Source organism: Wohlfahrtiimonas chitiniclastica DSM 18708, from assembly GCF_000375345.1.
Taxonomy (GTDB): domain Bacteria; phylum Pseudomonadota; class Gammaproteobacteria; order Cardiobacteriales; family Wohlfahrtiimonadaceae; genus Wohlfahrtiimonas; species Wohlfahrtiimonas chitiniclastica.
This window is the reverse complement of sequence record NZ_AQXD01000004.1, coordinates 102,087-126,704: the sequence shown is the minus strand read 5'-3', so window position 1 is coordinate 126,704 and position 24,618 is coordinate 102,087. Positions and strand designations below refer to the sequence as shown.

24 protein-coding genes and 4 tRNA genes are annotated in these 24,618 nt (G+C 42.9%); 12 read left to right on the top strand and 16 right to left on the bottom strand.

The window, feature by feature from the left end; all coding sequences use genetic code 11:
* Positions 1-7 precede the first annotated feature (7 nt).
* From B143_RS0108655 to eno, 6 genes are all read left to right on the top strand, one after another.
* Complete coding sequence (locus B143_RS0108655; RefSeq protein WP_018122961.1) at positions 8-679, top strand: DedA family protein; 672 nt, start codon at positions 8-10, stop codon at positions 677-679.
* Between the two features lie 167 nt (positions 680-846).
* On the top strand, positions 847-2,103 hold the full coding sequence (gene rho / locus B143_RS0108650) for a transcription termination factor Rho (protein WP_008315981.1): 1,257 nt from the start codon (positions 847-849) through the stop codon (positions 2,101-2,103).
* Between the two features lie 100 nt (positions 2,104-2,203).
* Positions 2,204-2,446 carry a type B 50S ribosomal protein L31 gene (locus B143_RS0108645; protein ID WP_008315982.1) on the top strand — a complete coding sequence of 81 codons (243 nt, stop codon included), beginning with the start codon at positions 2,204-2,206 and terminating at the stop codon, positions 2,444-2,446.
* 160 nt (positions 2,447-2,606) lie between these two features.
* Entirely contained in the window at positions 2,607-3,884 is a 1,278-nt protein-coding gene (locus B143_RS0108640) for a citrate synthase (protein ID WP_008315983.1), read from the top strand.
* Between the two features lie 65 nt (positions 3,885-3,949).
* Positions 3,950-4,969: an aspartate carbamoyltransferase gene (pyrB, locus tag B143_RS0108635; protein ID WP_018122959.1), complete on the top strand. Its 1,020-nt coding sequence runs from the start codon at positions 3,950-3,952 to the stop codon at positions 4,967-4,969.
* Between the two features lie 80 nt (positions 4,970-5,049).
* A complete protein-coding gene (eno, locus tag B143_RS0108630; protein ID WP_008315985.1) occupies positions 5,050-6,336 on the top strand; it encodes a phosphopyruvate hydratase in 1,287 nt (428 codons plus the stop codon).
* 110 nt (positions 6,337-6,446) lie between these two features.
* On the opposite strand, the gene B143_RS0108625 is transcribed toward eno, so the two are convergent.
* The 10 genes from B143_RS0108625 to B143_RS0108580 form a co-directional block, all read right to left on the bottom strand.
* Complete coding sequence (locus tag B143_RS0108625) at positions 6,447-6,740, bottom strand: hypothetical protein (RefSeq protein ID WP_008315987.1); 294 nt, start codon at positions 6,738-6,740, stop codon at positions 6,447-6,449.
* 81 nt (positions 6,741-6,821) lie between these two features.
* Entirely contained in the window at positions 6,822-7,736 is a 915-nt protein-coding gene (gene truB, locus B143_RS0108620) for a tRNA pseudouridine(55) synthase TruB (protein ID WP_018122958.1), read from the bottom strand.
* Positions 7,729-8,106: a 30S ribosome-binding factor RbfA gene (gene rbfA / locus B143_RS0108615; protein WP_018122957.1), complete on the bottom strand. Its 378-nt coding sequence runs from the start codon at positions 8,104-8,106 to the stop codon at positions 7,729-7,731. Before rbfA ends, truB begins: the two co-directional genes overlap by 8 nt.
* 13 nt (positions 8,107-8,119) lie before the next feature.
* Positions 8,120-10,813 carry a translation initiation factor IF-2 gene (gene infB / locus B143_RS0108610; protein ID WP_018122956.1) on the bottom strand — a complete coding sequence of 898 codons (2,694 nt, stop codon included), beginning with the start codon at positions 10,811-10,813 and terminating at the stop codon, positions 8,120-8,122.
* A 10-nt stretch (positions 10,814-10,823) separates the two neighbouring features.
* Complete coding sequence (nusA, locus tag B143_RS0108605) at positions 10,824-12,314, bottom strand: transcription termination factor NusA (protein ID WP_008315992.1); 1,491 nt, start codon at positions 12,312-12,314, stop codon at positions 10,824-10,826.
* 22 nt (positions 12,315-12,336) lie between these two features.
* Positions 12,337-12,849, bottom strand: coding sequence for a ribosome maturation factor RimP (gene rimP, locus B143_RS0108600; protein ID WP_008315993.1), 513 nt, complete (start codon positions 12,847-12,849; stop codon positions 12,337-12,339).
* 66 nt (positions 12,850-12,915) lie between these two features.
* Positions 12,916-12,992: transfer RNA gene (locus B143_RS0108595), tRNA-Met, on the bottom strand.
* A gap of 50 nt (positions 12,993-13,042) precedes the next feature.
* Entirely contained in the window at positions 13,043-14,263 is a 1,221-nt protein-coding gene (locus tag B143_RS0108590) for an extracellular solute-binding protein (RefSeq protein ID WP_246782190.1), read from the bottom strand.
* Entirely contained in the window at positions 14,248-14,631 is a 384-nt protein-coding gene (locus tag B143_RS0108585) for a hypothetical protein (protein ID WP_008315995.1), read from the bottom strand. The genes B143_RS0108590 and B143_RS0108585 overlap by 16 nt, the downstream gene beginning before the upstream one ends.
* 14 nt (positions 14,632-14,645) lie before the next feature.
* The gene (locus tag B143_RS0108580; protein WP_008315996.1) at positions 14,646-14,957 is read right to left on the bottom strand and encodes a hypothetical protein; all 312 of its coding nucleotides are present in this window, start codon (positions 14,955-14,957) and stop codon (positions 14,646-14,648) included.
* Positions 14,958-15,799: 842 nt separating this feature from the next.
* Here B143_RS0108580 and B143_RS0108575 point away from each other — a divergent pair.
* Positions 15,800-16,564 carry a transporter substrate-binding domain-containing protein gene (locus tag B143_RS0108575; RefSeq protein WP_018122954.1) on the top strand — a complete coding sequence of 255 codons (765 nt, stop codon included), beginning with the start codon at positions 15,800-15,802 and terminating at the stop codon, positions 16,562-16,564.
* On the top strand, positions 16,564-17,175 hold the full coding sequence (gene rdgB, locus B143_RS0108570) for an RdgB/HAM1 family non-canonical purine NTP pyrophosphatase (protein ID WP_018122953.1): 612 nt from the start codon (positions 16,564-16,566) through the stop codon (positions 17,173-17,175). The genes B143_RS0108575 and rdgB overlap by 1 nt, the downstream gene beginning before the upstream one ends.
* On the opposite strand, the gene B143_RS0108565 is transcribed toward rdgB, so the two are convergent.
* The 5 genes from B143_RS0108565 to B143_RS0108545 form a co-directional block, all read right to left on the bottom strand.
* The gene (locus B143_RS0108565; protein ID WP_018122952.1) at positions 17,144-17,965 is read right to left on the bottom strand and encodes an endonuclease/exonuclease/phosphatase family protein; all 822 of its coding nucleotides are present in this window, start codon (positions 17,963-17,965) and stop codon (positions 17,144-17,146) included. The two genes, rdgB and B143_RS0108565, sit on opposite strands and share 32 nt — an antisense overlap.
* An 82-nt stretch (positions 17,966-18,047) precedes the next feature.
* Positions 18,048-18,123 (bottom strand) — tRNA-Thr (locus tag B143_RS0108560).
* 78 nt (positions 18,124-18,201) lie between these two features.
* Positions 18,202-19,938: a GNAT family N-acetyltransferase gene (locus B143_RS0108555; protein ID WP_018122951.1), complete on the bottom strand. Its 1,737-nt coding sequence runs from the start codon at positions 19,936-19,938 to the stop codon at positions 18,202-18,204.
* Positions 19,939-19,994: 56 nt separating this feature from the next.
* A tRNA-Lys gene (locus B143_RS0108550) sits at positions 19,995-20,070 on the bottom strand.
* A 56-nt stretch (positions 20,071-20,126) separates the two neighbouring features.
* A tRNA-Lys gene (locus B143_RS0108545) sits at positions 20,127-20,202 on the bottom strand.
* A gap of 181 nt (positions 20,203-20,383) precedes the next feature.
* Here B143_RS0108545 and B143_RS0108540 point away from each other — a divergent pair.
* Genes B143_RS0108540 through queA form a run of 4 tightly spaced genes read left to right on the top strand, consistent with a single transcriptional unit; the run spans position 20,384 to position 23,738 of the window.
* Positions 20,384-21,331 carry an asparaginase gene (locus B143_RS0108540; RefSeq protein WP_018122950.1) on the top strand — a complete coding sequence of 316 codons (948 nt, stop codon included), beginning with the start codon at positions 20,384-20,386 and terminating at the stop codon, positions 21,329-21,331.
* Positions 21,332-21,364: 33 nt separating this feature from the next.
* The gene (lptM, locus tag B143_RS10115) at positions 21,365-21,484 is read left to right on the top strand and encodes an LPS translocon maturation chaperone LptM (RefSeq protein ID WP_018122949.1); all 120 of its coding nucleotides are present in this window, start codon (positions 21,365-21,367) and stop codon (positions 21,482-21,484) included.
* The gene (gene lysA, locus B143_RS0108530) at positions 21,485-22,726 is read left to right on the top strand and encodes a diaminopimelate decarboxylase (protein ID WP_018122948.1); all 1,242 of its coding nucleotides are present in this window, start codon (positions 21,485-21,487) and stop codon (positions 22,724-22,726) included.
* Positions 22,716-23,738, top strand: coding sequence for a tRNA preQ1(34) S-adenosylmethionine ribosyltransferase-isomerase QueA (gene queA / locus B143_RS0108525; RefSeq protein WP_008316007.1), 1,023 nt, complete (start codon positions 22,716-22,718; stop codon positions 23,736-23,738). Before lysA ends, queA begins: the two co-directional genes overlap by 11 nt.
* Before the next feature lie 55 nt (positions 23,739-23,793).
* Here queA and B143_RS0108520 read toward each other — a convergent pair whose 3' ends face one another.
* Positions 23,794-24,537, bottom strand: coding sequence for a M48 family metallopeptidase (locus B143_RS0108520; protein WP_018122947.1), 744 nt, complete (start codon positions 24,535-24,537; stop codon positions 23,794-23,796).
* Positions 24,538-24,618: the final 81 nt, after the last annotated feature.

Genomic DNA, 24,618 nt, shown 5'->3' with positions numbered 1-24,618 from the left:
ACTCATCATGTACGATTTTTTCATGCAGTTTGTGGATCTCTTTTTGCATTTAGATCAATACCTCGAAGTGGCGGTGCAGCAATATGGCTTTTGGATCTATTTAATTTTAATCGCCATCATCTTTTGTGAAACAGGCTTGGTGGTGACGCCGATTTTACCAGGGGACTCTTTATTGTTCGCAGCAGGCGCATTAGCAGCGATGGGATTATTAAATATTTATATTCTTTTTGGCACATTATTGGTGGCCGCCATTTTAGGCGATGCCCTCAATTATCAGATCGGCCACTACTTTGGCTTAAAAGTCTTTAAGAAAGACGCTAAAATTTTTAAATTACAGTACCTAGAAAAAACCCACCATTTTTATGAAAAATATGGCAGCAAGACCATTGTGATCGCAAGATTTGTGCCAATCGTGCGCACATTTGCACCTTTTGTTGCAGGGGCGAGCAAAATGACTTATAAAACTTTTGCCACCTTTAATATTTTAGGTGCGCTATTATGGATGTTCTTAATGCTCGGTGCGGGCTATTTATTTGGTACCATTCCATGGATCAAACAAAATTTCTCCATCATTGTCCTTGGCATTATCTTCATTTCGATTTTACCGATGCTCTATGAAATCGGCAAAGCCTACATAGAACATCGCAATGGACAGGCGGATGAAAAACAGAAAAGTTGATGAGATTATTTGCAAAGTTGCTGTAAAACTTATAAAATTCGCAGCACTAAAAAATAACAGTTTTCCTTTCTGAACTGAATAATCCCCAAGATTGATGTCCTTAGCCCTCATTCTTCGCTAAGCGACTGTATTCCTTATCTTTTATTGTTTACCTCAAAAAATACTCTATGAACTTAACTGAATTGAAACAAATGCCTGCTGCTGAGCTGATTCGCATCGCTCAAGAAATGCAGCTAGAAGGTATAGCCCGTGCTAAAAAGCATGACTTGATCTTCTCCATTTTAAAAGCCCATGCAAAAAATGGCGAAGAGATCACCGGTGACGGCGTGTTAGAGATTCTCAACGACGGTTACGGCTTTTTACGCGGCGCAGACAGCTCCTACATGGCCGGTCCTGATGATGTTTACATCAGCCCATCGCAAATTCGTAAGTTTAACTTGCGCACAGGCGATACGGTTTCAGGCAAAATTCGTCCCCCTAAAGACAATGAAAAATATTTCTCTTTAGCGAAAGTCGACACCATCAACTATGAGCCTGTGGAAAACTCCACGCGCAAAGTGGCTTTTGAAAACTTAACGCCCATTCACCCTAATGAACTCCTTAAAATGGAGCGCGGCAATGGTTCAAGTGAAGACATCACAGCGCGCCTCATTGACATGGTTGCCCCCATCGGTAAAGGTCAGCGTAGCTTAATCGTGGCACCACCGAAAACAGGTAAAACGGTGATGTTGCAAAACATTGCCCAGTCCATCGAAAGCAATCATCCTGAATGTTATTTGATTGTTCTCTTGATTGATGAACGCCCTGAAGAGGTGACAGAAATGCGCCGTTTAGTGCGCGGTGATGTGATTGCCTCAACCTTCGATGAACCTGCTGTGCGCCATGTACAAGTGGCAGAAATGGTCATCGAAAAAGCGCGCCGCATGGTGGAACATAATCGTGATGTGGTGATCTTATTAGACTCCATCACGCGTTTAGCCCGCGCTTATAATGCTGTGGTGCCCTCTTCAGGTAAAGTGTTATCTGGGGGTGTGGATGCAAATGCCTTACATCGTCCTAAGCGCTTCTTTGGTGCAGCCCGTAACATTGAAAATGGCGGCAGCTTAACCATCATCGCCACAGCCCTTGTGGACACCGGTTCAAAAATGGACGAAGTGATTTATGAAGAGTTCAAAGGCACAGGTAACTCTGAATTGCACTTAGACCGTTCAGTGGCAGAAAAACGCATTTTCCCTGCCATTGACATCAACCGTTCAGGGACGCGTAAAGAAGAACTCTTAACCGATCCTGACGACTTAACAAAAATGTGGATTCTTCGTAAAATCTTGTATCCGATGGATGAAATTCAGTCCATGGAATTCGTGTTAGAGCGACTCAAAGAAACGAAGACAAATCAAGCATTTTTTGATGCAATGAAACGCTAAGTATTGCGCAAAAAATATCTTTTTGTTAGAATATTGTGCTATTTTAAACTAAGTAGGCTTTTGATCAGCCGTTTTATTTTACTTATACTGGATTTTTATTATGAAAGCAGAAGGTCATCCAAATTATCGCCCAGTTGTTTTCCAAGACAGCTCTAGCGACTTTGCAGTTTTAACGCGTTCTACAATCGCGACTAAAGAAACAATCACTTGGACAGATGGTAACGAATACCCTCTTTACAAAATTGAAGTTTCTTCTCAATCACACCCTTTCTTCACTGGTAAACAAAACATTGTGGATACAGAAGGTCGTGTTGATCGCTTCCGTAAAAAATACGGTCGTTAATCAGTTCAAAAAGAAAAGCATCGAGTCGATGCTTTTTTTTTGCGCATCAGAATTTTGCTAAGTTGATCAAGCTCGTTTATATTAGTCGGATGTGTTACCACAAGTACACGTTTAAAATAGATTAGATCTTAAAAAAATTAAGATCACAAGGAGGAAAAAAATGACAACTAATAGAAATAGCGTTACCTATATTGACAACCGTACACAACAACAAGGGGAATTTCCAATCCTCGAGTCAGTATATGGTGATGATGTTGTTGATATTGCAGCTATGAATCGCACCTTGAATTTATTCAGCTACGATCCTGGTTTCGTATCGACAGCAAGCTGTGAAAGTGCCATCACATACTTAGATGGTGACAAAGGCGAATTACTCTATCGTGGTTATCCCATCGAAGAGTTGGCTGAAAAATCAAACTTCTTAGACGTTTGCTACTTGATCTTCAATGGCCAATTGCCTGATGCAAAAGAGTCCACAGACTTCCATAACATCATCATGACACACAGCATGATGCATGAAAACCTAAAAGTCTTCCTGCAAGGCTTCCGTTATGACTCCCATCCAATGGCGATTTTAGCGGGTACGGTTGCATCAATGGCGGGCTTCTACCATGATAAATTAGACATCCATAATCCTGAGCACCGCATGATCACAGCGCACCGCTTGATCTCAAAAATGCCAACGATTGTGGCGGCTGCCTACAAACATTCCATTGGTATGCCGCTTGTTTACCCAACGAACTCATTGTCGTATGCCGGTAACTTCTTAAACATGATGTTCAGCTCCCCATGTGCGCCTTATGAAATCGATCCAATTGCTGAAAAAGCGATGGACGTTTTATTCATTTTACATGCGGATCATGAGCAAAATGCTTCAACCTCTACAGTACGTATGGCAGGCTCTTCTGGCGCGAACCCATATGCGGCCATCTCAGCAGGTATTTCTTGCTTGTGGGGTGCATCTCACGGTGGTGCGAATGAAGCGGTATTGACGATGCTCAATGAAATCGGCACAGTTGAAAATGTTAATAAATACGTGGCAAAAGCAAAAGATAAAGAAGATCCATTCCGTTTGATGGGCTTTGGTCACCGCGTTTATAAAAACTTTGACCCACGCGCACGCTTAATCAAAGGCATTGCTGATGAAGTGCTCGCAAAATATGGTAATGATCCATTGATGGAAGTGGCCAAACGTTTAGAAGAGATGGCATTGAAAGATGAATACTTCATCGAACGCCGCTTATATCCAAACGTCGACTTCTACTCTGGCATCATCTACAAAGCGTTAGGTTTCCCAACACACATGTTCACACCACTCTTTGCATTGGCGCGTACGGTTGGTTGGATCACCCATTGGAACGAAATGATCTCCGATCCGAAGATGAAAATCTCTCGTCCAAGACAACGCTACATCGGACACACACTCCGACACATTTAATTGATTTGAATAACCGCCAGATATGGCGGTTTTTTTTGGAAAACGTGATATTTAGAAGGACAACTATGAACACACTATACGGGCAGGCTGTATTATCTTGCGAACAATTTGATCTTCAAACTTTAAACCGTTTGTTTGAACTTGCAGATATTTTACAACCTGTGGCACAAGGCAAAGCACGCACAAATGTTTTAGAAGGCGCCATTATGGGCAGTCTATTCTTTGAGGCCAGTACGCGCACGCGTTTGAGCTTTGATGCAGCATTCATGCGCCTTGGCGGTAAAGTTTCTAACACAACTGGGGTTTCCTTCTCGTCGATCGTTAAAGGTGAATCCATTGAGGACACCGCGCACGTCATCTCTGGTTACTTTGATGTGGTTGTGGTGCGTCATCCTGAAGAAGAAGCCATTCATAAAATGGCCGGCGCGACCAATACACCCATCATCAACGCAGGCAATGGCGCAGGTGAACATCCGACCCAAGCATTGTTAGATGCCTACACCATTCACAATGAGTTTAAACAAAATGGTAAAACAATGGACAATTGCCGCATCGCCATGATTGGTGATTTGCGCTATGGTCGCACGGTGCACTCATTGGTTAAACTCATGTCTCTTTATCAAAACATCACGTTTACTTTTGCCTCGCCTGATTTCTTAAGCATGCCTGAGTACATTGTTGAATTTGCCCGCAAGCGTGGTCATACGGTGATCGAAACCGATCAGCTCAAAGATGGCATTCACAACAATGATGTCATTTACGCCACGCGCATTCAAAAAGAGCGTTTCACTCAAGGTGAAGAGACACGCCAGCCTGAATTAAGCTTTCGCATCAATCAAGCATTGATCGATGAATATGCGTTAAAAGATGCCATCATCATGCATCCATTGCCCCGCGACAGCCGCGAAAATGCCAATGATCTGAGCAATGATTTAGATGGTGATCCACGTCTTGCCATCTTCCGTCAATCGGATGCCGGTGTCCCTGCGCGCATGGCATTGTTTGCCATGGTGCTTGGGGTGGATCAAGAGATCGAGAAAACCATCACGCCAACGGCTTGGTTCACGCCCGATTCGTTACATTAATAACGTTTTGTGGTTGAATCGGTTATAATTGTGCCGTTTATTCATTCGTTCATCAGTGAAAACTTCTTAGGAGAAAAGGTATGTCAGCGATTAAAAATTTAGTGGCGCGCGAAATCATTGATTCTCGTGGTAATCCAACTGTTTGGGTTGAAGCAACCTTAGAATCAGGTGTTAAAGGCACAGCCGCTGTGCCAAGTGGTGCATCAACCGGTGCTCGTGAAGCCATCGAATTGCGTGATGGTGATCAATCTCGTTACGGTGGTAAAGGCGTATTAAAAGCTTGTGCAAACATCAATGGCGAAATTTTAGCGGCTTTAAAAGGTTTAGATGCCAATGATCAAAAAGCGATCGACGAAGTATTGATCGAATTAGATGGCACAGACAACAAAGGTCGCTTAGGTGCCAATGCTTTATTAGGTGTATCTTTAGCCGTTGCGCATGCTGCTGCCAACGAAAAAGGCGTGCCTTTATATCGTCATTTAAATGACACCACAAAATACGTATTGCCTGTGCCAATGATGAACATCCTAAACGGTGGCGCACATGCGGATAACTCTGTGGATGTCCAAGAATTCATGATTTTACCAGTGGGCGCGCCTTCTTTTAAAGAAGCAGTGCGTTGTGGCGCTGAAATTTTCCATGCCCTTAAAGATGTATTAAATGCCCGTGGTTTAGCGACCACTGTCGGTGATGAAGGTGGCTTTGCACCAAACTTATCTTCTAACGAAGAAGCTTTAGAAGTGATCATGGCTGCCATTGAAAAAGCAGGCTATACACCTGGTAAAGATGTCTTTTTAGGTTTAGACGTGGCATCTTCTGAGTTCTACAAAGATGGTAAATACGTTTTAGAATCTGAAGGCAAAGCCTTCACATCGGCTGAATTTGCTGACTTCTTAGCCGATTGGGTGGCACGTTATCCAATCATCACCATCGAAGATGGTATGGATGAAGCTGACTGGGAAGGTTGGGCAATCCTCACACAAAAATTGGGCGATAAAATCCAATTGGTGGGCGATGATTTATTTGTCACAAACACTAAAATCTTAAAAGAAGGCATCGATAAAAACATTGCCAACTCTATTTTGATTAAGTTCAACCAAATCGGTACATTAACAGAAACATTAGATGCCATCAAAATGGCAGATGATGCAAACTACACCTCTGTTGTGTCTCACCGCTCAGGTGAAACCGCAGATACAACGATTGCAGATCTTGCTGCCGCTGCCCTTAGCACACAATTGAAAACAGGTTCATTGTGCCGCTCTGACCGCGTTGCAAAATACAACCGTTTGATCTGTATTGAAGATGAATTGGGCGACAATGCTGTGTATGCAGGTAAAGATGCATTCAAAAGCGTGAAATTCTAATTTCACTTAAAAACAAAAAACCTCTGAAAATTCAGAGGTTTTTTTATTGGCTTTAAATGTCCAGTAAACGCTCGCGCTGAGTCACCCATAAAATGCGACCCATACACTACCTATTGTGGTTTCGGTAATTGAGGTGGCTCAGGCTCTTGTTCTAAGCGCTGAGCGGCAGTGCCTGTTGAATCATAATCTAGGGATTCATCCCCAAAGCGATTGGCATCCGTGACATTCGTTTCACTGAGCCAGCCTTCCGTTGCGCTTTCATAATGATCTGGGCAATCAAACTCTGTATATACGATGGTTTTGTGATCTTTTGCCACACATTTATTAATCACAGCATCTTCTGCTGATGCCAGTGTCGTCAAACCTAAACAAAATGCGCCGACGGTGAATAATTTTTTATACATATCTATTCCTTCGTTTCCATCGCTCGTGCAACGGTGATGATTAATCAATAGGCGTCGATTATAACAAATTATTCTGATCCGTCATTGTATTTGAATCAAGCGCGAAGGCTTAATCACATGGGGTAAATGACGTTCTCCTAAGCCTAAGAAGGTCTGATCATACGCATATAAACGATAAAATTGCTCATCTAATGCATGGGGAAACGCAATCTTTTGCCCATTTTTCAAGCGCGCGGTCTCTTCCTCATTGAAAATCAAAATGGGATAGTCTGCAATCGCGCTATCAACGGGCAATAAGAGTTCATCGGCACGATTCTCTAAAAGCGCAGCCTCTAAATCTTCCATCGTGATCAACGTTGGGGCAAAATAAGGCGCAACTTCCGTTCGGCGCAGCATGGTTAAATGCCCAAGCGTACCGATGGATTTGGCAATGTCCTCTGCTAACACACGCACATATGTCCCTTTTGAGCAGGTCACTTCAGCCGTAAAGCTGTGATCATCAAACTCAATCAGCGTCAATGCATAAATGGTGATGTCGCGAGCAGGACGCGCCACCTCAATGCCTTCACGCGCAAGTTCATACAGGCGTTTACCTTCATGATGCAATGCGGAAACCATCGGTGGAATTTGCTGAATATCGCCCGTAAAGTTCACCATTACCGTTTCTAATAAGGCTGTGGATAACTCAGGAATCATCGCTGTCGCAATCACTTCTCCCTCGGCATCGCCAGTATTGGTTGCCTCACCTAAACGACATGTGAAACGATACGTTTTGCGGTTATTTAAAAGCTGATGGTTAAATTTACTCGCTTCCCCAAAACAAATGGGCAATAAGCCTGTGGCCATTGGATCTAATGTGCCCGCATGCCCAGCTTTGATAGCGCGATATAAATATTTGACCTTCTGCAGAATGTTATTACTCGATACGCCTTTTGGCTTATCTAAAAGTAAAACGCCATCCAATGGACGGCGCTTGATTTTAGCTGTTTTACTCATCGTGATCTTTGTGTCGTGCTTCATCTTCTTGAACAGCTTCTGTGATCAAGGCTGATAACTCATTGCCCTTCTCTAACTGCTCATCGTATACAAATTCAAATTTTGGGATCTTACGTAGTTTTAAGACCTTGCCGAGCATTCTTTGGAAAAGCGGGGCATATTCATTGAGAAGCGCAACCATTTCTGCGCGCTCTTCAACCGGTCCTAAATAGGTCACCAAAACTTTAGCTTGGGATAGATCTCTCACCACTTTCACTAAAGTGATGGAGATCATCATGACACGTGAATCACCAATCTCTCTACGAATCAACAAAGAGAGTTCTTGCTTTAGCTGCTCATCAATGCGACGAGTTCTTGAGATATTCGCCATGTTTCCCTCCTAATTAGAGAGTACGCTCCACTTGAACGCGCTCATAAACTTCGATTTGATCGCCCACTTTAACATCATTGTAGTTCTTAACGCCAATACCACATTCCATGCCCATGCGCACTTCGCTCACGTCATCTTTAAAGCGACGGAGGGATTCTAACGCACCTTCATAGATTACGATGTTATCACGCAATACACGAATTGGGTTATTACGTTTGATCAAGCCTTCTGTCACCATACAGCCTGCAATCGCACCAATTTTCGGTGATCTGAACACATCACGCACTTCGGCAACACCAATGATGCTTTCTTTAAATTCAGGTGCTAATTTACCGATCAAGGCAGTTTTGATCTCATCGATCACATCATAAATGATGCTGTAGTAATGAAGTGCTAAACCCTCATCTTCGATGATTTTCTTCGCTGAGTTGTCCGCACGAACGTTAAAGCCGATTACAATCGCATCTGATGCCACTGCTAAGTTCGCATCTGACTCGTTGATACCGCCTACGCCACTTGAAACCACTTTCACAGAGACTTCATCTGTGGATAACTCTTCTAATGCATTGATCAACGCTTCAACAGAACCTTGAACGTCTGCTTTTAACACAACGTTCACAACGTTCATTGCGCCTTCGCTGATGTTTGCAAACAAGTTCTCTAATTTAGATTTTTGTTGTCTTGCCAATTTCACTTCACGGAATTTGCCTTGACGGAACAATGCAATTTCACGCGCTTTACGTTCATCGGCCACCACAGTCACTTCATCACCTGCATTTGGCACCCCTGATAAACCAAGGATTTCCACAGGAATGGATGGACCGGCTTCTGGCACTTGCTGACCTTTCTCATTGATCAAGGCACGCACTTTACCGTATTCTAAACCGGCTAAAACGATGTCGCCTTTTTTCAAGAGACCTGATTGAACCAATACCGTTGCCACTGTACCGCGACCACGATCTAAACGAGATTCAACCACCGCACCACGTGCAGGACCTTCTGCAACCGCTGTTAATTCTAAAATTTCAGCTTGCACTAAGATTTGATCTAATAAGTTATCAATCCCTTCACCAGATTTTGACGATACGAAAGCAAATAAGTTTTCACCGCCCCAATCTTCAGAAATGATGCCTTGTTGAGACAATTCAGACAAGATGCGATCACGATCCGCCGTTGGCTTATCGATTTTTGTCACAGCTACAATAATAGGCACATTCGCAGCGCGCGCATGTTGAATCGCTTCAATGGTTTGTGGCATCACGCCATCATCGGAAGCAACCACCAAGACAACAATGTCTGTCACTTTCGCACCACGGGCACGCATTGCGGTAAACGCACTGTGTCCTGGGGTATCTAAGAAGGTGATCACGCCTTTAGGTGTCGTCACATGATAAGCACCGATGTGCTGAGTGATCCCGCCTGCTTCGCCTTTCACCACGTGTGCTTTACGTAAGTAGTCAAGCAAGGATGTTTTACCATGATCAACGTGACCCATGATCGTCACAACAGGTGGACGCGTGACTGGCACTAAATCACTTTCGTTAAAGCCTTGCATCAATTCTTCTTCAAGCACGTTTTCGCTCACAAGTTTGTAAGCGTGACCCATTTCTTCCACCACAATCGCAGCAGTTTCTTGATCTAACACTTGGTTGATGGTGACCATTGAACCCATTTTCATTAAAGTTTTGATCACTTCAGCGGCTTTCACTGCCATTTTGTGTGCCAAATCAGCCACAGTGATGGTTTCGCCTAAGACAACTTCAGCCTTTTGAGGGGCAACAGGCTTCGTAAAACCATGTTTTGTCGGTTGTGCCATTTTGCGTTTTTTACCACCGCCACGACGATTACCACCATCTTCATCATCATAATCAAAATGTGTGCGACCTTTCTCTTTACCACGCTTGCCTGAGGCTTTTTTGCCATCTTCACGCAAATCATCTAAGTCACGAGGGCTCTTACGATGCACTTTCGCCGCTTCTTTTGCGCGATCAGCCACAGCATCTGCTGCAGGCGCCGCTGCACCTGTTGGTGCAGAAGGTTTCGCTTTTTTCTCTACCACAACATTAGAGACTTTCTTGTCATCTCTTTTGTGTGGACGTGCATCAGACTTAGGTTTATGTTGACCTTGTCCTTTCGGAGTGTTTGATGCTTTCTTTTTACTTTTATCTTCAGTTTTATCGGTATTGTTAAAACTAATTTGTACCTTAGAAACTGTACTTTCACTTGCCATACGAGCTGCATCCGCAATTTTCTGAATTTCTTCGTTTTGCTTACGTTCTTCTTGCAGTTTACGACGCTCAACCGCTTCTTTAGCTGCACGCTCTTCGGCTTCTGCACGTTCCTTTGCAATACGTAAACGCTCTTGTTGTTTTGCTTCACCTTCTGCTTTTGCAGCCGCTTTGGCCACTTGTTCAGCAGATGGAGCAACAGCGGCTGGTGCCGCTGATGTTACTGGTGTCTCTTTTTGAGCAGCTTTTGGCGCTTGCACCGCTGTTTCTGCCTGTTCTGCAACCGCTTCTACGGCTGTGTTCTCAATCTCTGAGTCCACAGGCGCTGCTGCATCACGTTTTACATACGTTTTTTTCTTACGAACTTCAACGGCCACCGTGCGCGCTTGACCCGGCGCACTGGCAACTTTCAATTCAGTATGAGTTTTGCGTTTCAATGTGATTTTGCTTGGTGCTTTTTCTTCTGTTTTTTCTGTCATATGTCACTCCCTATACAAACCAACTCTGTCTTGCTGTCATGATATATTGACTGGCAGTTTCTTCATCAATCGCTGCCATTTCTGCCAACTCATCTGAAGCTAATTCTGCTAGATCATCAGGTGTGCTGACACCTTTCTTAGCAAGTTTATAGGCGAGAATATGATCACCTTCCAACAATTGAATCAAATCAGCACTTGGTGCTTTATCGCCTAACTCTTTTTTCAACGATGCGTAAGATTCCAATGCATTTTTTGCTGCATCTCGAAGGGCTTCGACGATCTCTTCGTCAAACTCTTCAATTTCAAGCATTTCTGCAATTGGCACATACGCCACTTCTTCTAAGGACGAGAAACCTTCACGAACTAAGATTTCTGCCACTTCTTCATCCACTTCAAGCTCATCAACAAACAATTGACTGATGCGTGAAGTCTCTTTTTGCTGTTTATTTTCTGCTTCTTCGGCGCTCATCACATTGAGTTCCCAGCCCGTCAATTCAGAAGCTAAACGCACGTTTTGACCATTGCGACCAATTGCTTGGGACAATTTGTCTTGATCGACTGCGATGTCCATCATGTGACGATCTTCATCCACCACAATGGAAACCACTTCAGCAGGGCTCATGGCATTGATCACAAACTGAATTGGATTATCATCCCATAAAATGATGTCCACACGTTCACCATTTAACTCTTTTGTGATGTTTTGCACGCGAGAGCCGCGCATCCCCACACATGCCCCAACAGGATCAATGCGTTGGTCAAAAGATTTCACCGCGATTTTCGCACGGCTACCAGGATCACGGCTTGCATTTAAGATTTCAATGCTGCCTTGGCTGATTTCTGGCACTTCAATTTCAAACAATGCTTTGATCAATTTTGGTGTGGTGCGAGACAATACGATTTGTGGACCGCGTACATCTTGTACGATGTCTTCTAAAATCGCACGCACTTGATCACCCATTTTGAGCATTTCGCGTGGAATCATGTTTTCTTTTGGTAAATAGGCTTCTACGTTGTCGCCTAAATCCACATACACACTGCCGCGTTCAACTTTTTTAACCGTACCACGCACCAATTGGCCCAATTTTTGGCTATACAATTCAGCCATTTGGCGACGCTCTGCTTCACGCACTTTTTGATAAATGATCTGTTTAGCCGTCTGAGCACCGATGCGAGCAAATGGAATGTTATCCACTTCCTCCTCAACGATGTCACCGACTTGCACATCAGGATCATCTAACTGTGCTGCCGCTAATGAAATTTGTTTTGTCGCCATTTGCTCTTCAGCTGGCAAATCATCTGGCACCACTTTCCATTGACGGAAAGTTTTATAATGACCGGTGCGTTGGTCAATTTCAATTCGTAAGTCTACTTCAACAGGGTAAGAACGCTTTGCCGCAGCTGCTAATGCCAATTCCAATGCTTCAAAAATAATTGTGCGAGAAACGCCTTTTTCATTGGATACTGTTTCTGCAACTGTCATCACTTCTTTATTATTCATAGCTCTGTTCTCTTTAAATCAATCAATTTTTGATAAAAGTTGGTGAAAGGTTTACTTTGTCTAGCAAGCTATAATTGACCGTCAAAGTATCACTCTCAATGTTTTCTGCACGCTTTGCTTTACCCTTTTTACCTGTGGTTTTTGGAATGGCAAAGGTGATGTTGTCGCCATCAATGCTTTCAATGATGCCTTTAAAACGACGACGATTATCCACAACGCTGATCAGTTGCACTTCCACTTCTGAGCCTAAATAGTCAGCCATTTGCTCTAATGAGAAAAATGCACGATCTAAACCAGGAGAAGAGACTTCTAACGTATAGGGCGTGCTGATTGGGTCATTCACGTCTAATAGGCCTTCAATTTGATGACTCACTTGCGCGCAGTCATCCACATTCACGCCATTTTCTTTATCAATGTATACGCGTAATAGTGCATTTTTGGAGTTCGCATGAAATTCTACGCCCCATAAAATGAAACCCATCGCTGTAATGGATGGTTCGAGTAACTCTGTGAGTCCGAATGGATCCTTGCGCATAACAACACCTCCAAAATGATTCAGCAACGAAAAAGCCCACTTTTTTCAAGTGGGCTTCGTTATAATTGGTTGCGGGAGCCGGATTTGAACCAACGACCTTCGGGTTATGAGCCCGACGAGCTACCAGACTGCTCCATCCCGCGTCTGTGAAGTTCATAACTATACAGCAATTTCTTAAAAATGCAAATATTTATTACAAATTTTGTTGCAACACTTGATTAGGCCCAACAAAATCAATCACTTCTGGACCAATAAATTCCATCTCTGGATTTAACATAATGGCATCCACTTCTGTTTCTTGCGCTAAATTTTCAGCATTTTCTACAGGTTTTTCCATCTCAGAGGCCAATGAAACTCGTTTCACCGGGGCTTCTTTTGTGGCCAACCATGCATTGAAACGATCCTCTAGCGCTTGTCCATGCTCAGCATAAAATTCATAGTTGAGCAAAATACCACCTTGCAAATTGTGCGGGTGATTCGTCACATACTCAACCGATTCACTGGGCAATAATCGCCAGGCTTGCTGAATCGTTGGGCCATAATACTGGGTGGCTGCCAATTTCAGTTGTTGATCAGGCTGCGTCGCATACGAAATGAAAGCATAACTCACTTCAGGTGCTTTTGAAGATTTTAACAATGCATAATAGCGCATCTCATAGAGCACTTGATGGCGAGACACCCCAATGTTATCCACATCATTGCTCAGCATCGCACCATCTGGTGCAACAGACATCACCACCAAACCTTGATCTAGCCACTCTTTGAGACGATTGACATCATTCCACCAAATCACTTCATCGTAAATTTGATCTAACTTCGCCAATGCACGATCCTGCCCCGCTTTTGTGGCCAACAGTGGATACAAATAACTCGGCTTGACGCCATCGGCTAACAGCACGATTTCAAACAAATAGCGCGCTTGTTTTGGCAATGCTCGTTTACCTGGGTAACGATTGAAATCAAATAAATCGGACCAATAAGTGGGCGGCACGCCATATTTGTGGATCAATGCATAGTTGAGGGTCATGCCCTGCACACTAAAACCGACGCCACATTTTTGCACAGCGCTAGGCGTCAATAACTCTTTGTGCGGCAAATAGCTGTAATCAAACTCAGCCAAACGCCCTTTGTCACGACACTCTTGCTCTAAAATATCGCGCCCAACCGCCACCACATCCCAATATTCAGGAATCTCTTCAGGCAAACGACTCAATCGATCCGCAAAGTGATTTTCTCGGATCGAGACCAAGCCTTGATAGGCAAAAGGATACAAAACCGCTTGCGGCATTGCAGCATGATTGACTTGATCATAACTGATGCTCAAGGCATGAGTGACAGGCATCACAGCCATCAGCGCAAAGCATGCACCAATGGTTTTAGATAACGTGCGCGGTTTGATCATTCTTCCTGCCATATGATTTCTAATTCACCGTCAATAAAGCCCACTGCCACAGCGTCAGAATCACACAATGCATCGGCCAATTCGCCTTCGGCATCCATCAATGCTTCTAAGGCTTCAGCAATGGCATCATGAATCTCTTCCCAATCACCCTCAAAATTCTCTTTGGGAATGATGAACATCTCATTTCCTGAATCCCAATTGATGTCATCGGTCCAGTCTTCACAGCTCGCATCAAATGTTGAGGTGCCTGTAATATCCACCAAATAGGCGTCATTTTCCTCATAAATGTTAAAGACATAGGCGACAGTTTCATCCGGAATGTCCACAAGAACATCAGAAACCCAGTCGGAAAATGGTTGCAAAATTTGGAGTTGATCCATGATTTACCTCATCATTAAGGATGTTGAAGAAGATGAACAAGCGCTTGTCCACAGGTCAATGTGGCCTGTACATTCAGATCGCCTTGTTCCACCACTTTCAAAAACTCGCGAGTTTTATCCGCAAGCGCTTTGCACTCATACGTTGTGGCTGAACTGCTTAGCTGGTAAACAAAATGGTGAAGTTCTTTGATGCTTTCACCCCTTTGTTCACCCTCATTAGCCGCTTGATGGCTGAGCGTCTCGAGCAATGATGTTAACTGTTCGGCCTTTTCACTAAAGGATTGACGATACTTTTCAAGCAATTCGGTCGGAATTTTTGAGCTCATAATTCAATTTTCAATTGACTTAAAGCGGGTATTTTACCTCAGTTTTTGTGAGAAAGACAAAAAGAATCCACTCGAAAGATCAATCAATTAACCAATTGTCGTGTTTGATTTATCAAACCCCTTCAACCCTTACCTATCTTTACGCTTTACATTTCTTAATCATCACAATATTGAGCCTGTGGATAACTTTGTGAATAACTCTGCGGATAAGCCTGTGAATGAAATGTGGGTAAGTTTTGCCAATAGTTATCCCAAAGTAATCCATAGGGTTTTACACATAGTTATCCACATACTTTTTTGGTTTTTTTACTTTTAATTTCATTAAGTTATGAATAAGCCTGTGGATAACTCGCAATCCTTATCATCATTTATAATATATATATAGCTTAATAAAAAATAGAAGAACCAAAGAGAATTGAATGCACACACAAATGGACAATTGTTTAAATTTTAAACAGACATTCATAAAATCATTTCAATGAATTATCTAACGGATGAAAAAATTACAGACAATGATCTCAATCATTCACAACTGGTGAATCACTTGTGCATAACTTTTAAGATTGATCCATAAGGCTAAAAAGTTATCCACAGGTTTCGCAATATCTGTGCATAAAGATGTGGATAACTCTGTGAATAAGCCTATGAATAATTTGTGGATAAAATCAAAGGAAATTTATAAACAATTTATCCATAGAGTTATACATAAGTTATTAACAATCAAAATCTTATTTATCCATTTGAATTTATTGAAATAATATGAAAAGCTGTGGATAACTTGTCAAACTCATCATCATCCTATATATATAAAGGGTTAATCAATATAAAAGGAGTTATACACAATGATTAAAAAACTATTGCTTGGCTTAGCCCTAACAAGTTCTCTAGCTTTAGCAAATGAGCCAGTTAAAATTGGGATTGAAGGATCTTATCCTCCATTTAGTTATATGAACCCTGATCGTAGTCTTGGTGGCTTTGAACCAGATTTAGCTAACTTATTCTGTGAAAAGGCAAATTTGAAATGTGAAATCGTGCAAGTGGAGTTTGATGCACTCATTCCTTCTCTCAATACGAAAAAAATTGATGCAATTTTAGCTTCCATGTCCATCACAGACCAACGAAAACAAGCCATTAACTTCACTAATAAGTACTACCAAACACCTGCAAAATTTGTAGCACCCATTGGTGAATACAAAGAAATTACAGACGATGTATTAAAAGGAAAATCCATTGGTGTTCAAAGTGGAACTATTCATGAAACTTACGCCAATGAGAAATTTGCCAAGTTAGCAGACGTTCGTAGCTACCGAAATTTAGATGAAGCCATCTTCGATTTAGATTCTGGTCGCATTGATTTAGTCTTTGCCGACAGCGTGCCATTAGATGATGGATATTTGCGTAAAGGTTACGATAAATCTTTAGAATTTGTGGGCCCTGATTATAATGATCCTGAGGTATTTGGCGATGGCATCGGCATTGGTTTGCGTAAAGGCGATGATGCATTGATGGAAAAATTCAACGAAGCGATCCTTGAATCTCGTAAAGATGGCAGCTATCAAAAAGTGGCAGATCAATACTTCTCAATTGACGTTTATGGTGCAGAATAATGGAAATCATTTTAGCGAGTAATAATGTAGGCAAGATTCGGGAGTTCAATGAATTGTTCTCGTCATTGGACATTGTTGTTCGACCACAAAGTGATTTTAACATCGAAGATGCCGATGAATGTGGCCTAAGTTTCATTGAAAATGCAATTATTAAGGCGCGTCATGCTGCAAAAGAGAGTGGCCTACCTGCGATTGCCGATGACTCTGGCATTGTGGTGCCGTACTTAAAAGGTGCACCTGGCATTCATTCAGCCCGTTATAGTCCTGTGAAAGAAGACGATGCGAATAATCGCTTATTATTAAAGAACCTAACAGGTGTTGAGGATAAAGATCGCGCCGCATTTTTTATCTCGGTGCTTGCTTTTGTGCGTTACGCAGAAGATCCGACGCCGCTCATTGCAGAAGGGCGCATTTATGGACGCATTTTGCATGAACCTATGGGCACGGGCGGCTTTGGCTATGATCCTTTATTCTTCATTGAAGGATTAGGTAAAAGTATGGCAGAGCTTGAATTGGCTGAGAAAAATCAAATCTCTCATCGTGCAAAAGCACTCGCGCACATGAAAGAGCAGCTTAAATTCATTCTTCGCACGACAACTTCAATCGAATAGGATTGTGATCAGAGGCCGAAATGTTATACGTTTTGGCCTCTTTAACATGTAAGCCGCGCACAAAAATATGATCTAAAACTTTACCCATCACTTTTGTGCGTTGATCGATGGGATATTGAATCTCTTTTAAATTGAGCTCGCGAATGAGTCTTTTGACATATAAATAGCGGGATTTTCGCCAGGTATTAAAATCACCCCCTAGGACAATAGGACCCGCATGTTGCTGTAAAATGTCAAAAATGGTGCGAAGTTGCTGCATAAAATCCTTTAAACCCAACGAAAAATTCACCGCATGGAAATTAGCCACCATCAGATGTTGCCCATTTGATAAAGGATAAGTGGCGATGAGCCCGGATTTTGGAAAGCGAATCCATGGCTCTGAATATTTTTGTGCACTGTAACAAATGGGTGCGGTTTTACTGATGGTCATCACGCCATTGGCATAATGGCCGTCTTTAAAGGCAACCACATGAATGGCTTTAAAAGTGTGGCTACTGATCAGCGACATCAATGTTTCACTCTCTCGAGCCTCTTGCAGCATGACAATGTCCGCTTTATTGAGCATGTAGGAGAGCTCATCGATGGCTGCATTTAATTTTTGTTTATAAATGTTCCATGAATAAAGCACAATCTCTGTGTGATCAAGGCTGTGGGCATCAGGCTCATTAATACAGTATTGCTCACGCTGTCGATCAAAATGATATGGGCTCTTAATGCCATAGATATTGACGTGATTAACCTTAAAATGGCTGTATTTGTGGCGAATTTTATTGAGTATGGATTTAAACATGGCGTCACAGAAAATAATTATAATGATTTTATCTTAGCACACAGGCATAAAAAAACCCTGCGTTAAGCAGGGTTTTTAAATATGGTGCCGGCACTCGGAATCGAACTGAGGACCTACTGATTACAAGTCAGTTGCTCTACCAGCTGAGCTATACCGGCGTTGTCTCTTGAAGAGGTTTGCATTATAGGGAGAAGGTTTTAGTTTGTCAAACCTCTTTAGATGAAAATTATGATCAATTATTGATCAACTCGCAGGATTTGACGCTGTAATGCAGAAAATACGGCTTCTTTAGGTTTTTTATGTTGCTGATGGGCCACTAAAATTCTGGCATCTAACGCATCAAAAGGAGCCGGTTTAGCAATGGTTTGTAGGCAAGGATGCACAGATGCATGTACAAAAGGAGCCTCTAATAAATGATATGCATCAGCGCGCCATTTTTGTGCCATCCGTTCGATCAATGTTTGCATTGCATCGGTTAAAGGATACAGCAAAATGGCGGCATGTAAGCCTGTGGTTTTATCGCGATGCGTGCCCATGTGCACCCATGTAAAGCCTGCTTGTTGCCAAAAGCTCAGTAAATCTTCTGTGAGCCCAAAGCTTGTGGAGATGAAATCATATTGATGAACTTTCGCATATTCGATGAGGTGCATGAGCATATTGCTCGCAATCCCTTGATGGCGATGGGCATGATCCACCGCAATGCGGGACACACGCAGGCTCTTTTGGGTCATGAGTTCAGGATAATAGCTGTGCGCCCCTAAAGTTTGCACCACTAAATTACCTTTCGGGCGACGATAACCATTAAAGATATCCACAGCCAAATCTGTGGATAACTCGCCTTCTTTCAGCGCCCAAATGGCACCGCGAAGTGTTGAGTTCTGCACATCTGTGATAAAAATTTGATTGTGCCCATCAAATAGGCGGCGCACATCTTGGGCATTGGTTTGATAATGGTGTACGTTGAGAAATTGATAGAGTGCTTGAATGCACTCGCTCTGGCTTTGCAGCGCGGTTAATCCCTCATGATCATAGAGATTTAAACCTTCTGGCAAACTTTCTGTACAGGATTCTTGTAGCGCGATGGCTTGGCAAAAGCGGGCGACAGGATCTTGATCATCAAAGCGTTGGCTTTTTGTCAAAGTGAGGGCTTGCTCAATCGGGAGGATTGCGTGCAACTTTTGCGCAAGGCCTTGCCCTGTGCCTTCATAGTTATCCACAGAGGAGATGAGGATAACTTTATGCGCCAAAGCACTCAATTTTTCCAAGTGTGCGATGGGCATTTGTGCAGCCTCTTCGATGATGAGCCACTCAAAACTTTTAGGGGCATGGTTCAAAAAAAGATCATCCGGTGCCTTAAAGTTATCCACATGCTGTGCATAACGTTTGAGGGAAGGTTGATTTGGAGCCGTGAGCACAAAGTTATCCACAGCTTGTAAGAAATGAGCAATGACCGTCGATTTCCCTGTGCCACGCGGTGCAAATAATGTCAGGATGCCTGTGGAAAAGTTTTGGAGCTGGGTAATGACGTGCTGTTGCTCATTTGTGAGCATGACGTCTGTTGCTGTTATTGCATTGTGCTGAATGTGATCTAAATCAAAGGGTTGAGCATAGCGAGTTAAGCAAGCATTTAAATGTTGCTGAAAATGAGGTGTGGGGATGCTTGTGTGGTGAAAGCGCAGACTTTGTGGATCATTGCCCTTAAAATTAGGGGCGATGATGATCAATGCGCCGTTATCTTCGATGGTGTGCGCAGCACAGAGAAAATAATCGAGTGCAAAGCCATCTCTGGCATCAAAAATGAGTGCGGGCAATGTTTGTCCAAGCAGGGCTTTGGCATGTTTTAAAGGGCGTGCATGCGGTAAATCAGCCGCATCAGAGAGCACCACAAGATCATCGCACCGCAAGCGCGAAGATATGATATCGGCAGACAAGTCATCAATTTGATGTGAATGGATCACCCACAATGCACGCATACCGTTCCCCACATAGCAAAAAAGCCTCTAATCAATGACTAGAAGCTTTTGGAATTTGGTGGGTCATGAAGGATTCGAACCTTCGACCAATTGGTTAAAAGCCAACTGCTCTACCAACTGAGCTAATGACCCGTTATTTGTCTCTAACGGAAAAAGAAAAGCATCTATAATTTAGATGCTTTGGAATTTGGTGGGTCATGAAGGATTCGAACCTTCGACCAATTGGTTAAAAGCCAACTGCTCTACCAACTGAGCTAATGACCCGTCAGAGGTTTGCTATTATAGGCAAATAATTATAAACGTCAAACTTTTTTTACAAAAAAAATTAAAAAAATCGTATAAATTTTAAAATCATTGAAATATCAATAAGATATATTGTATGCATTTGATGAAAATTCCGGCATACTAAGACGCAATTTTATGATGAAAAAAAGGAAAAAAGATCATGAATGCTAAAAAAATAGTCATCATTGGTACTGGTGGCACGATTGCAGGCAATGCCGCAAGTGATCAAGAATTGGTCAATTATGCAGCCGGTGAAAAAAAAGCCGCTGAATTATTGTACGGATTGCCTGTGCCTGAAGAGATGACGATTGAAACCATTGAGCTTTGCCAAATTGACAGTAAAGACATGCGTTTTTCCATTCTCAAGGCATTGGCCGAATGCGTGAATGAGCAATTAGCGCGTAATGATGTTGATGGCATTGTCATCACTCATGGCACAGATACATTAGAAGAGAGTGCTGTGTTTTTAGAGTGGACGCTCAATTTGACTAAACCCGTTGTATTAACCGCAGCAATGCGCCCTTCCACTGCAATCAGTGCGGATGGTCCGTTGAATTTATTGGACAGTTTACAGGTTGCAGCGCATGGCGTTGCAGGTTTATGGGCTGTGATCAATAACACCATTTATGTGGGGCATGAAGTGGTGAAGTCGCACACCTTAAAAGTGGATGGTTTTTGCGCAGATGATTTTGGTGCAATTGGTCACATTTTGAACAGCAAAGTGGAGTTTTATAAGAATGTTAAAGTGGATGATAAAATGAAACTTAGCATTGAGGCATTGCCAGTGCAAGATGATGACTATCCTTGGGTGGAAATTGTCTACAGTGATGTCTCCGCCAATCCACGCATGCTCACAGCGCTTTTAGAAGCCAATGTTGAGGGCTTAATCGTTGTGGGCACAGGCAATGGCACAGTGCATGAAAATTTATTGCCAGTATTAATGCACGCATCTTGCCCAGTTGTATTGACAACACGCGTGCGAGCAGGGAAAGTGGTGAATGATCAATATGGTTTATTACACGCGCCTTATAGCCATCCTGCGAAAGCACGCATTTGGTTGGTTTTGCGGTTATTAGCGCATGGCGCTCGCTGCAACAATTCGTTATAATTTTTCCCTGATTGGAATCAAGAGATTAGAGTTATGAAAAAGATTTTATGTGTGGTGGGTTTGAGCTTCTTTTTACACGCTTGTGGTCAAAAAGGGCCGTTGTACTTACCAGATCAACATTCAACAGAACAACAATCATCATCGGAGCGATAAATGTCCCAATTGACATCTCACATTGAACAAGTGGCCATTGAAGATTTGGTCAAAACTTACGGCACCCCACTTTATGTGTATTCAAAAGCAAGCATCACAGAAGCGTTCAAACGTTATCAAGATGCCTTTGGCGCACGAAAGCATTTGATCTGTTATGCCGTGAAAGCGAACAGCAATTTATCTGTCATTCGTTTATTGGCAGATTTAGGGGCAGGTTTTGACATTGTCTCGCGTGGTGAATTATTGCGTGTGTTAAAAGCGGGCGGTGATCCGACCAAGGTAATTTTTTCAGGCGTGGGTAAAACGCGTGAAGATTTACGTTTTGCGTTAGAAACGGGCATTCATTGTTTTAATGTGGAGTCAGAGGCTGAGCTTTATAGGCTCAATGAAGAGGCTGGGCAGTTAGGTTTAATGGCGCCAATTTCATTTCGCGTGAATCCTGATGTGGATGCAAAAACCCATCCTTATATTTCTACCGGCCTTCGTGAAAATAAGTTTGGCATTCCGTATGATCAAGCCGTGCGTTTATATGAAGCGGCGCATCAATTGCCACACATTGCCATTAAAGGGATTGATTGCCACATTGGTTCACAATTGACGGAATTATCCCCGTATTGTGATGCGGTTGATCGCATGTTGACACTGATTGATGCCTTAAAAGAGAAGGGCATTGAGCTTGAGCATTTTGACATGGGCGGTGGTCTTGGCATTGATTATCAAGGGGAAACATTGATCACGCCACAAACCTTAGTGGACATGATTTATGAAAAACTCGGTGATCGCGATTTAGTGATGACGATGGAGCCAGGGCGCTCGATTGTGGGTGATTCTGGTTACTTATTAACAGAAGTGATTTTAACAAAAGAGAATGAAGGCAAACACTTTGCCGTGGTCGATGCTGCCATGAATGATTTGATTCGCCCAGCGCTTTATGAATCATGGATGCGCATTGAAACAACTAAAGCGAGTGATGCGCCTGTGCATAACTATGACATTGTGGGACCTGTGTGTGAAACTGGCGACTTTTTGGGTAAAAATCGTGATTTGGCATTGTCAGCCGGTGACATTTTAGTGGTCAAACAAGCGGGCGCATATGGTTTTGTGATGAGTTCGAACTATAATACACGTGGACGCGCCGCCGAAATCCTCATTGATCAAGATCAGGCTTACTTGATTCGTGAGCGCGAGCGCTTAGAAGATCTATTTGCCAATGAAAAAGTAGTGAGTTTTGATGAAAGATAAAATTTCCGATTACGATTACCATTTACCTGAATCGTTGATCGCGCAGTTTCCAAAAGAGGATCGTGAATCCTCGCGTTTATTGGTGGCAAAAGGTGATGAGATTGAAGATAAAATCTTCAAAGACATCATCGATTATATTGAACCGGGTGATTTATTGGTGATTAACAATACGCGCGTATTGCCAGCGCGCGTGTTTGCCCATAAAGAAACAGGCGGGGCGGTTGAGATTTTGGTTGAGCGCTTATTGAGTGAAACCTCATTTTTAGCGCAAACCCGTGCAAGCAAATCGCCAAAAGAGGGACAGATCATTTATGTAGAAGATCAGCCTGTCTTTAAAATGGTGGCAAGGGATGACAGCTTCTTTATTTTTGAAACGGTCGATGGTAGTGCGGTGTTTCCCATTTTAGAAAAAATGGGGCACATGCCATTGCCGCCTTACATTGTGCGTGATGACAGTGATTTTGATAAAGAGCGTTATCAAACGGTTTTCAGTAAAGAGAAAGGTGCCGTTGCCGCGCCAACGGCCGGTTTGCATTTTACGAAAGAGTTGATGCACGCGATTGAAGAGAAAGGCGCATCCTTTGTGGAAGTGACGCTTCATGTCGGCGCCGGTACATTTAAACCTGTGCGTGAAGAGGCGCTTGATCAACATGTGATGCATAAAGAGTGGATCTCTGTGCCACAATCCGCCATTGATCGCATTTTAGCCACGAAAGCGGCAGGTAAACGCGTGATTGCTGTGGGCACAACGGTGTGCCGCTCATTAGAAACCGCCGCACTTGATGGCACGCTCAAAGCCTTTGAGGGGGATACAAACATCTTCATCAAGCCAGGCTTTGAATTTCATGTGATTGATGCCTTGATCACCAATTTTCATTTGCCAAAATCCACATTGATGGTGCTTGTGTCCACTTTTATGGGCTATGAGCGCATTCAGAAGATTTATCAACATGCGGTGGATGATCAATATCGTTTCTTCAGTTATGGTGATGCGATGATTTTAATGCCTTAAGCATTGAGTTTTAAAAAGCCATCCATAAATGAGTATGGATGGCTTTTTTTATGGACTACTTTTGATCTGCCAACATGCGCTGACGAATGTTGTTCGAGCGTTTTGATGAAGCTGGGTGCGTGCTAAGTAATGAGCTGCCGCCACCTAATTTATCAAATGCTGAGGCAATGCCGGCTGGGTTAAGGTTACGTTTTTTCAAATAATCATACGAAAAGTTGTCCGCCGCCAATTCTTGGGATTGAGAGAATTGAGAATTCACCAATTTTTGCGCCAAATCGCCCAATTGTGAACTGGTTAAATCCGCAATGGAGCTGTTGGCGGTTTTGACGATGGTGTTGCGCGCGAGTTCTGTTGCATAAGCCACTTGTACACTTTTTTTGCTGTGTCCAAGCGCCACATGACCGAGTTCATGACCGAGCACACCTTGGATTTCATTGTCCGTCATCTTATCCATCAAACCGCTGTAAACGCGCACGCAGCCATTGGCCATCGCCCATGCATTCACATCATTGGTTAGGTAGACTTTATAATTGACGGGCGTGCCATTGACATTGTGGCCAAGCGCATTGGCAATGCGATTGAGGCGCTGAGTATATGCGCTATTCGCTGGCGCCACTTTATTTTTTGAGTCCATTTCTTGGCAGGATTTTTGCGTCAATTGTTTGATGTCATTGTCAGATAACGACATAATTTGCGCGCTTTGCATGCCAAGAGACAGCGTATCTTCTAAGGATAAACCTTTACATGCCGTTAAGGTTAAAAGTGCAGCTGATGCAATGAGCCAACGTGATGTGTGCATATGATCCTCATTATTGTTGTTAATGTTTCACGTGAAACGTTTTGAATGGCGTAAATTATACAGAAAAATTCTGCAAAATGA

Coding starts and splice junctions, on each gene's coding strand:
- B143_RS0108655 (WP_018122961.1), top strand. CDS start 8: ATGTACGATTTTTTCATGCAGTTTGTGGATCTCTTTTTGCATTTAGAT.
- rho (WP_008315981.1), top strand. CDS start 847: ATGAACTTAACTGAATTGAAACAAATGCCTGCTGCTGAGCTGATTCGC.
- B143_RS0108645 (WP_008315982.1), top strand. CDS start 2,204: ATGAAAGCAGAAGGTCATCCAAATTATCGCCCAGTTGTTTTCCAAGAC.
- B143_RS0108640 (WP_008315983.1), top strand. CDS start 2,607: ATGACAACTAATAGAAATAGCGTTACCTATATTGACAACCGTACACAA.
- pyrB (WP_018122959.1), top strand. CDS start 3,950: ATGAACACACTATACGGGCAGGCTGTATTATCTTGCGAACAATTTGAT.
- eno (WP_008315985.1), top strand. CDS start 5,050: ATGTCAGCGATTAAAAATTTAGTGGCGCGCGAAATCATTGATTCTCGT.
- B143_RS0108625 (WP_008315987.1), bottom strand. CDS start 6,740: ATGTATAAAAAATTATTCACCGTCGGCGCATTTTGTTTAGGTTTGACG.
- truB (WP_018122958.1), bottom strand. CDS start 7,736: ATGAGTAAAACAGCTAAAATCAAGCGCCGTCCATTGGATGGCGTTTTA.
- rbfA (WP_018122957.1), bottom strand. CDS start 8,106: ATGGCGAATATCTCAAGAACTCGTCGCATTGATGAGCAGCTAAAGCAA.
- infB (WP_018122956.1), bottom strand. CDS start 10,813: ATGACAGAAAAAACAGAAGAAAAAGCACCAAGCAAAATCACATTGAAA.
- nusA (WP_008315992.1), bottom strand. CDS start 12,314: ATGAATAATAAAGAAGTGATGACAGTTGCAGAAACAGTATCCAATGAA.
- rimP (WP_008315993.1), bottom strand. CDS start 12,849: ATGCGCAAGGATCCATTCGGACTCACAGAGTTACTCGAACCATCCATT.
- B143_RS0108590 (WP_246782190.1), bottom strand. CDS start 14,263: ATGGCAGGAAGAATGATCAAACCGCGCACGTTATCTAAAACCATTGGT.
- B143_RS0108585 (WP_008315995.1), bottom strand. CDS start 14,631: ATGGATCAACTCCAAATTTTGCAACCATTTTCCGACTGGGTTTCTGAT.
- B143_RS0108580 (WP_008315996.1), bottom strand. CDS start 14,957: ATGAGCTCAAAAATTCCGACCGAATTGCTTGAAAAGTATCGTCAATCC.
- B143_RS0108575 (WP_018122954.1), top strand. CDS start 15,800: ATGATTAAAAAACTATTGCTTGGCTTAGCCCTAACAAGTTCTCTAGCT.
- rdgB (WP_018122953.1), top strand. CDS start 16,564: ATGGAAATCATTTTAGCGAGTAATAATGTAGGCAAGATTCGGGAGTTC.
- B143_RS0108565 (WP_018122952.1), bottom strand. CDS start 17,965: ATGTTTAAATCCATACTCAATAAAATTCGCCACAAATACAGCCATTTT.
- B143_RS0108555 (WP_018122951.1), bottom strand. CDS start 19,938: ATGCGTGCATTGTGGGTGATCCATTCACATCAAATTGATGACTTGTCT.
- B143_RS0108540 (WP_018122950.1), top strand. CDS start 20,384: ATGAATGCTAAAAAAATAGTCATCATTGGTACTGGTGGCACGATTGCA.
- lptM (WP_018122949.1), top strand. CDS start 21,365: ATGAAAAAGATTTTATGTGTGGTGGGTTTGAGCTTCTTTTTACACGCT.
- lysA (WP_018122948.1), top strand. CDS start 21,485: ATGTCCCAATTGACATCTCACATTGAACAAGTGGCCATTGAAGATTTG.
- queA (WP_008316007.1), top strand. CDS start 22,716: ATGAAAGATAAAATTTCCGATTACGATTACCATTTACCTGAATCGTTG.
- B143_RS0108520 (WP_018122947.1), bottom strand. CDS start 24,537: ATGCACACATCACGTTGGCTCATTGCATCAGCTGCACTTTTAACCTTA.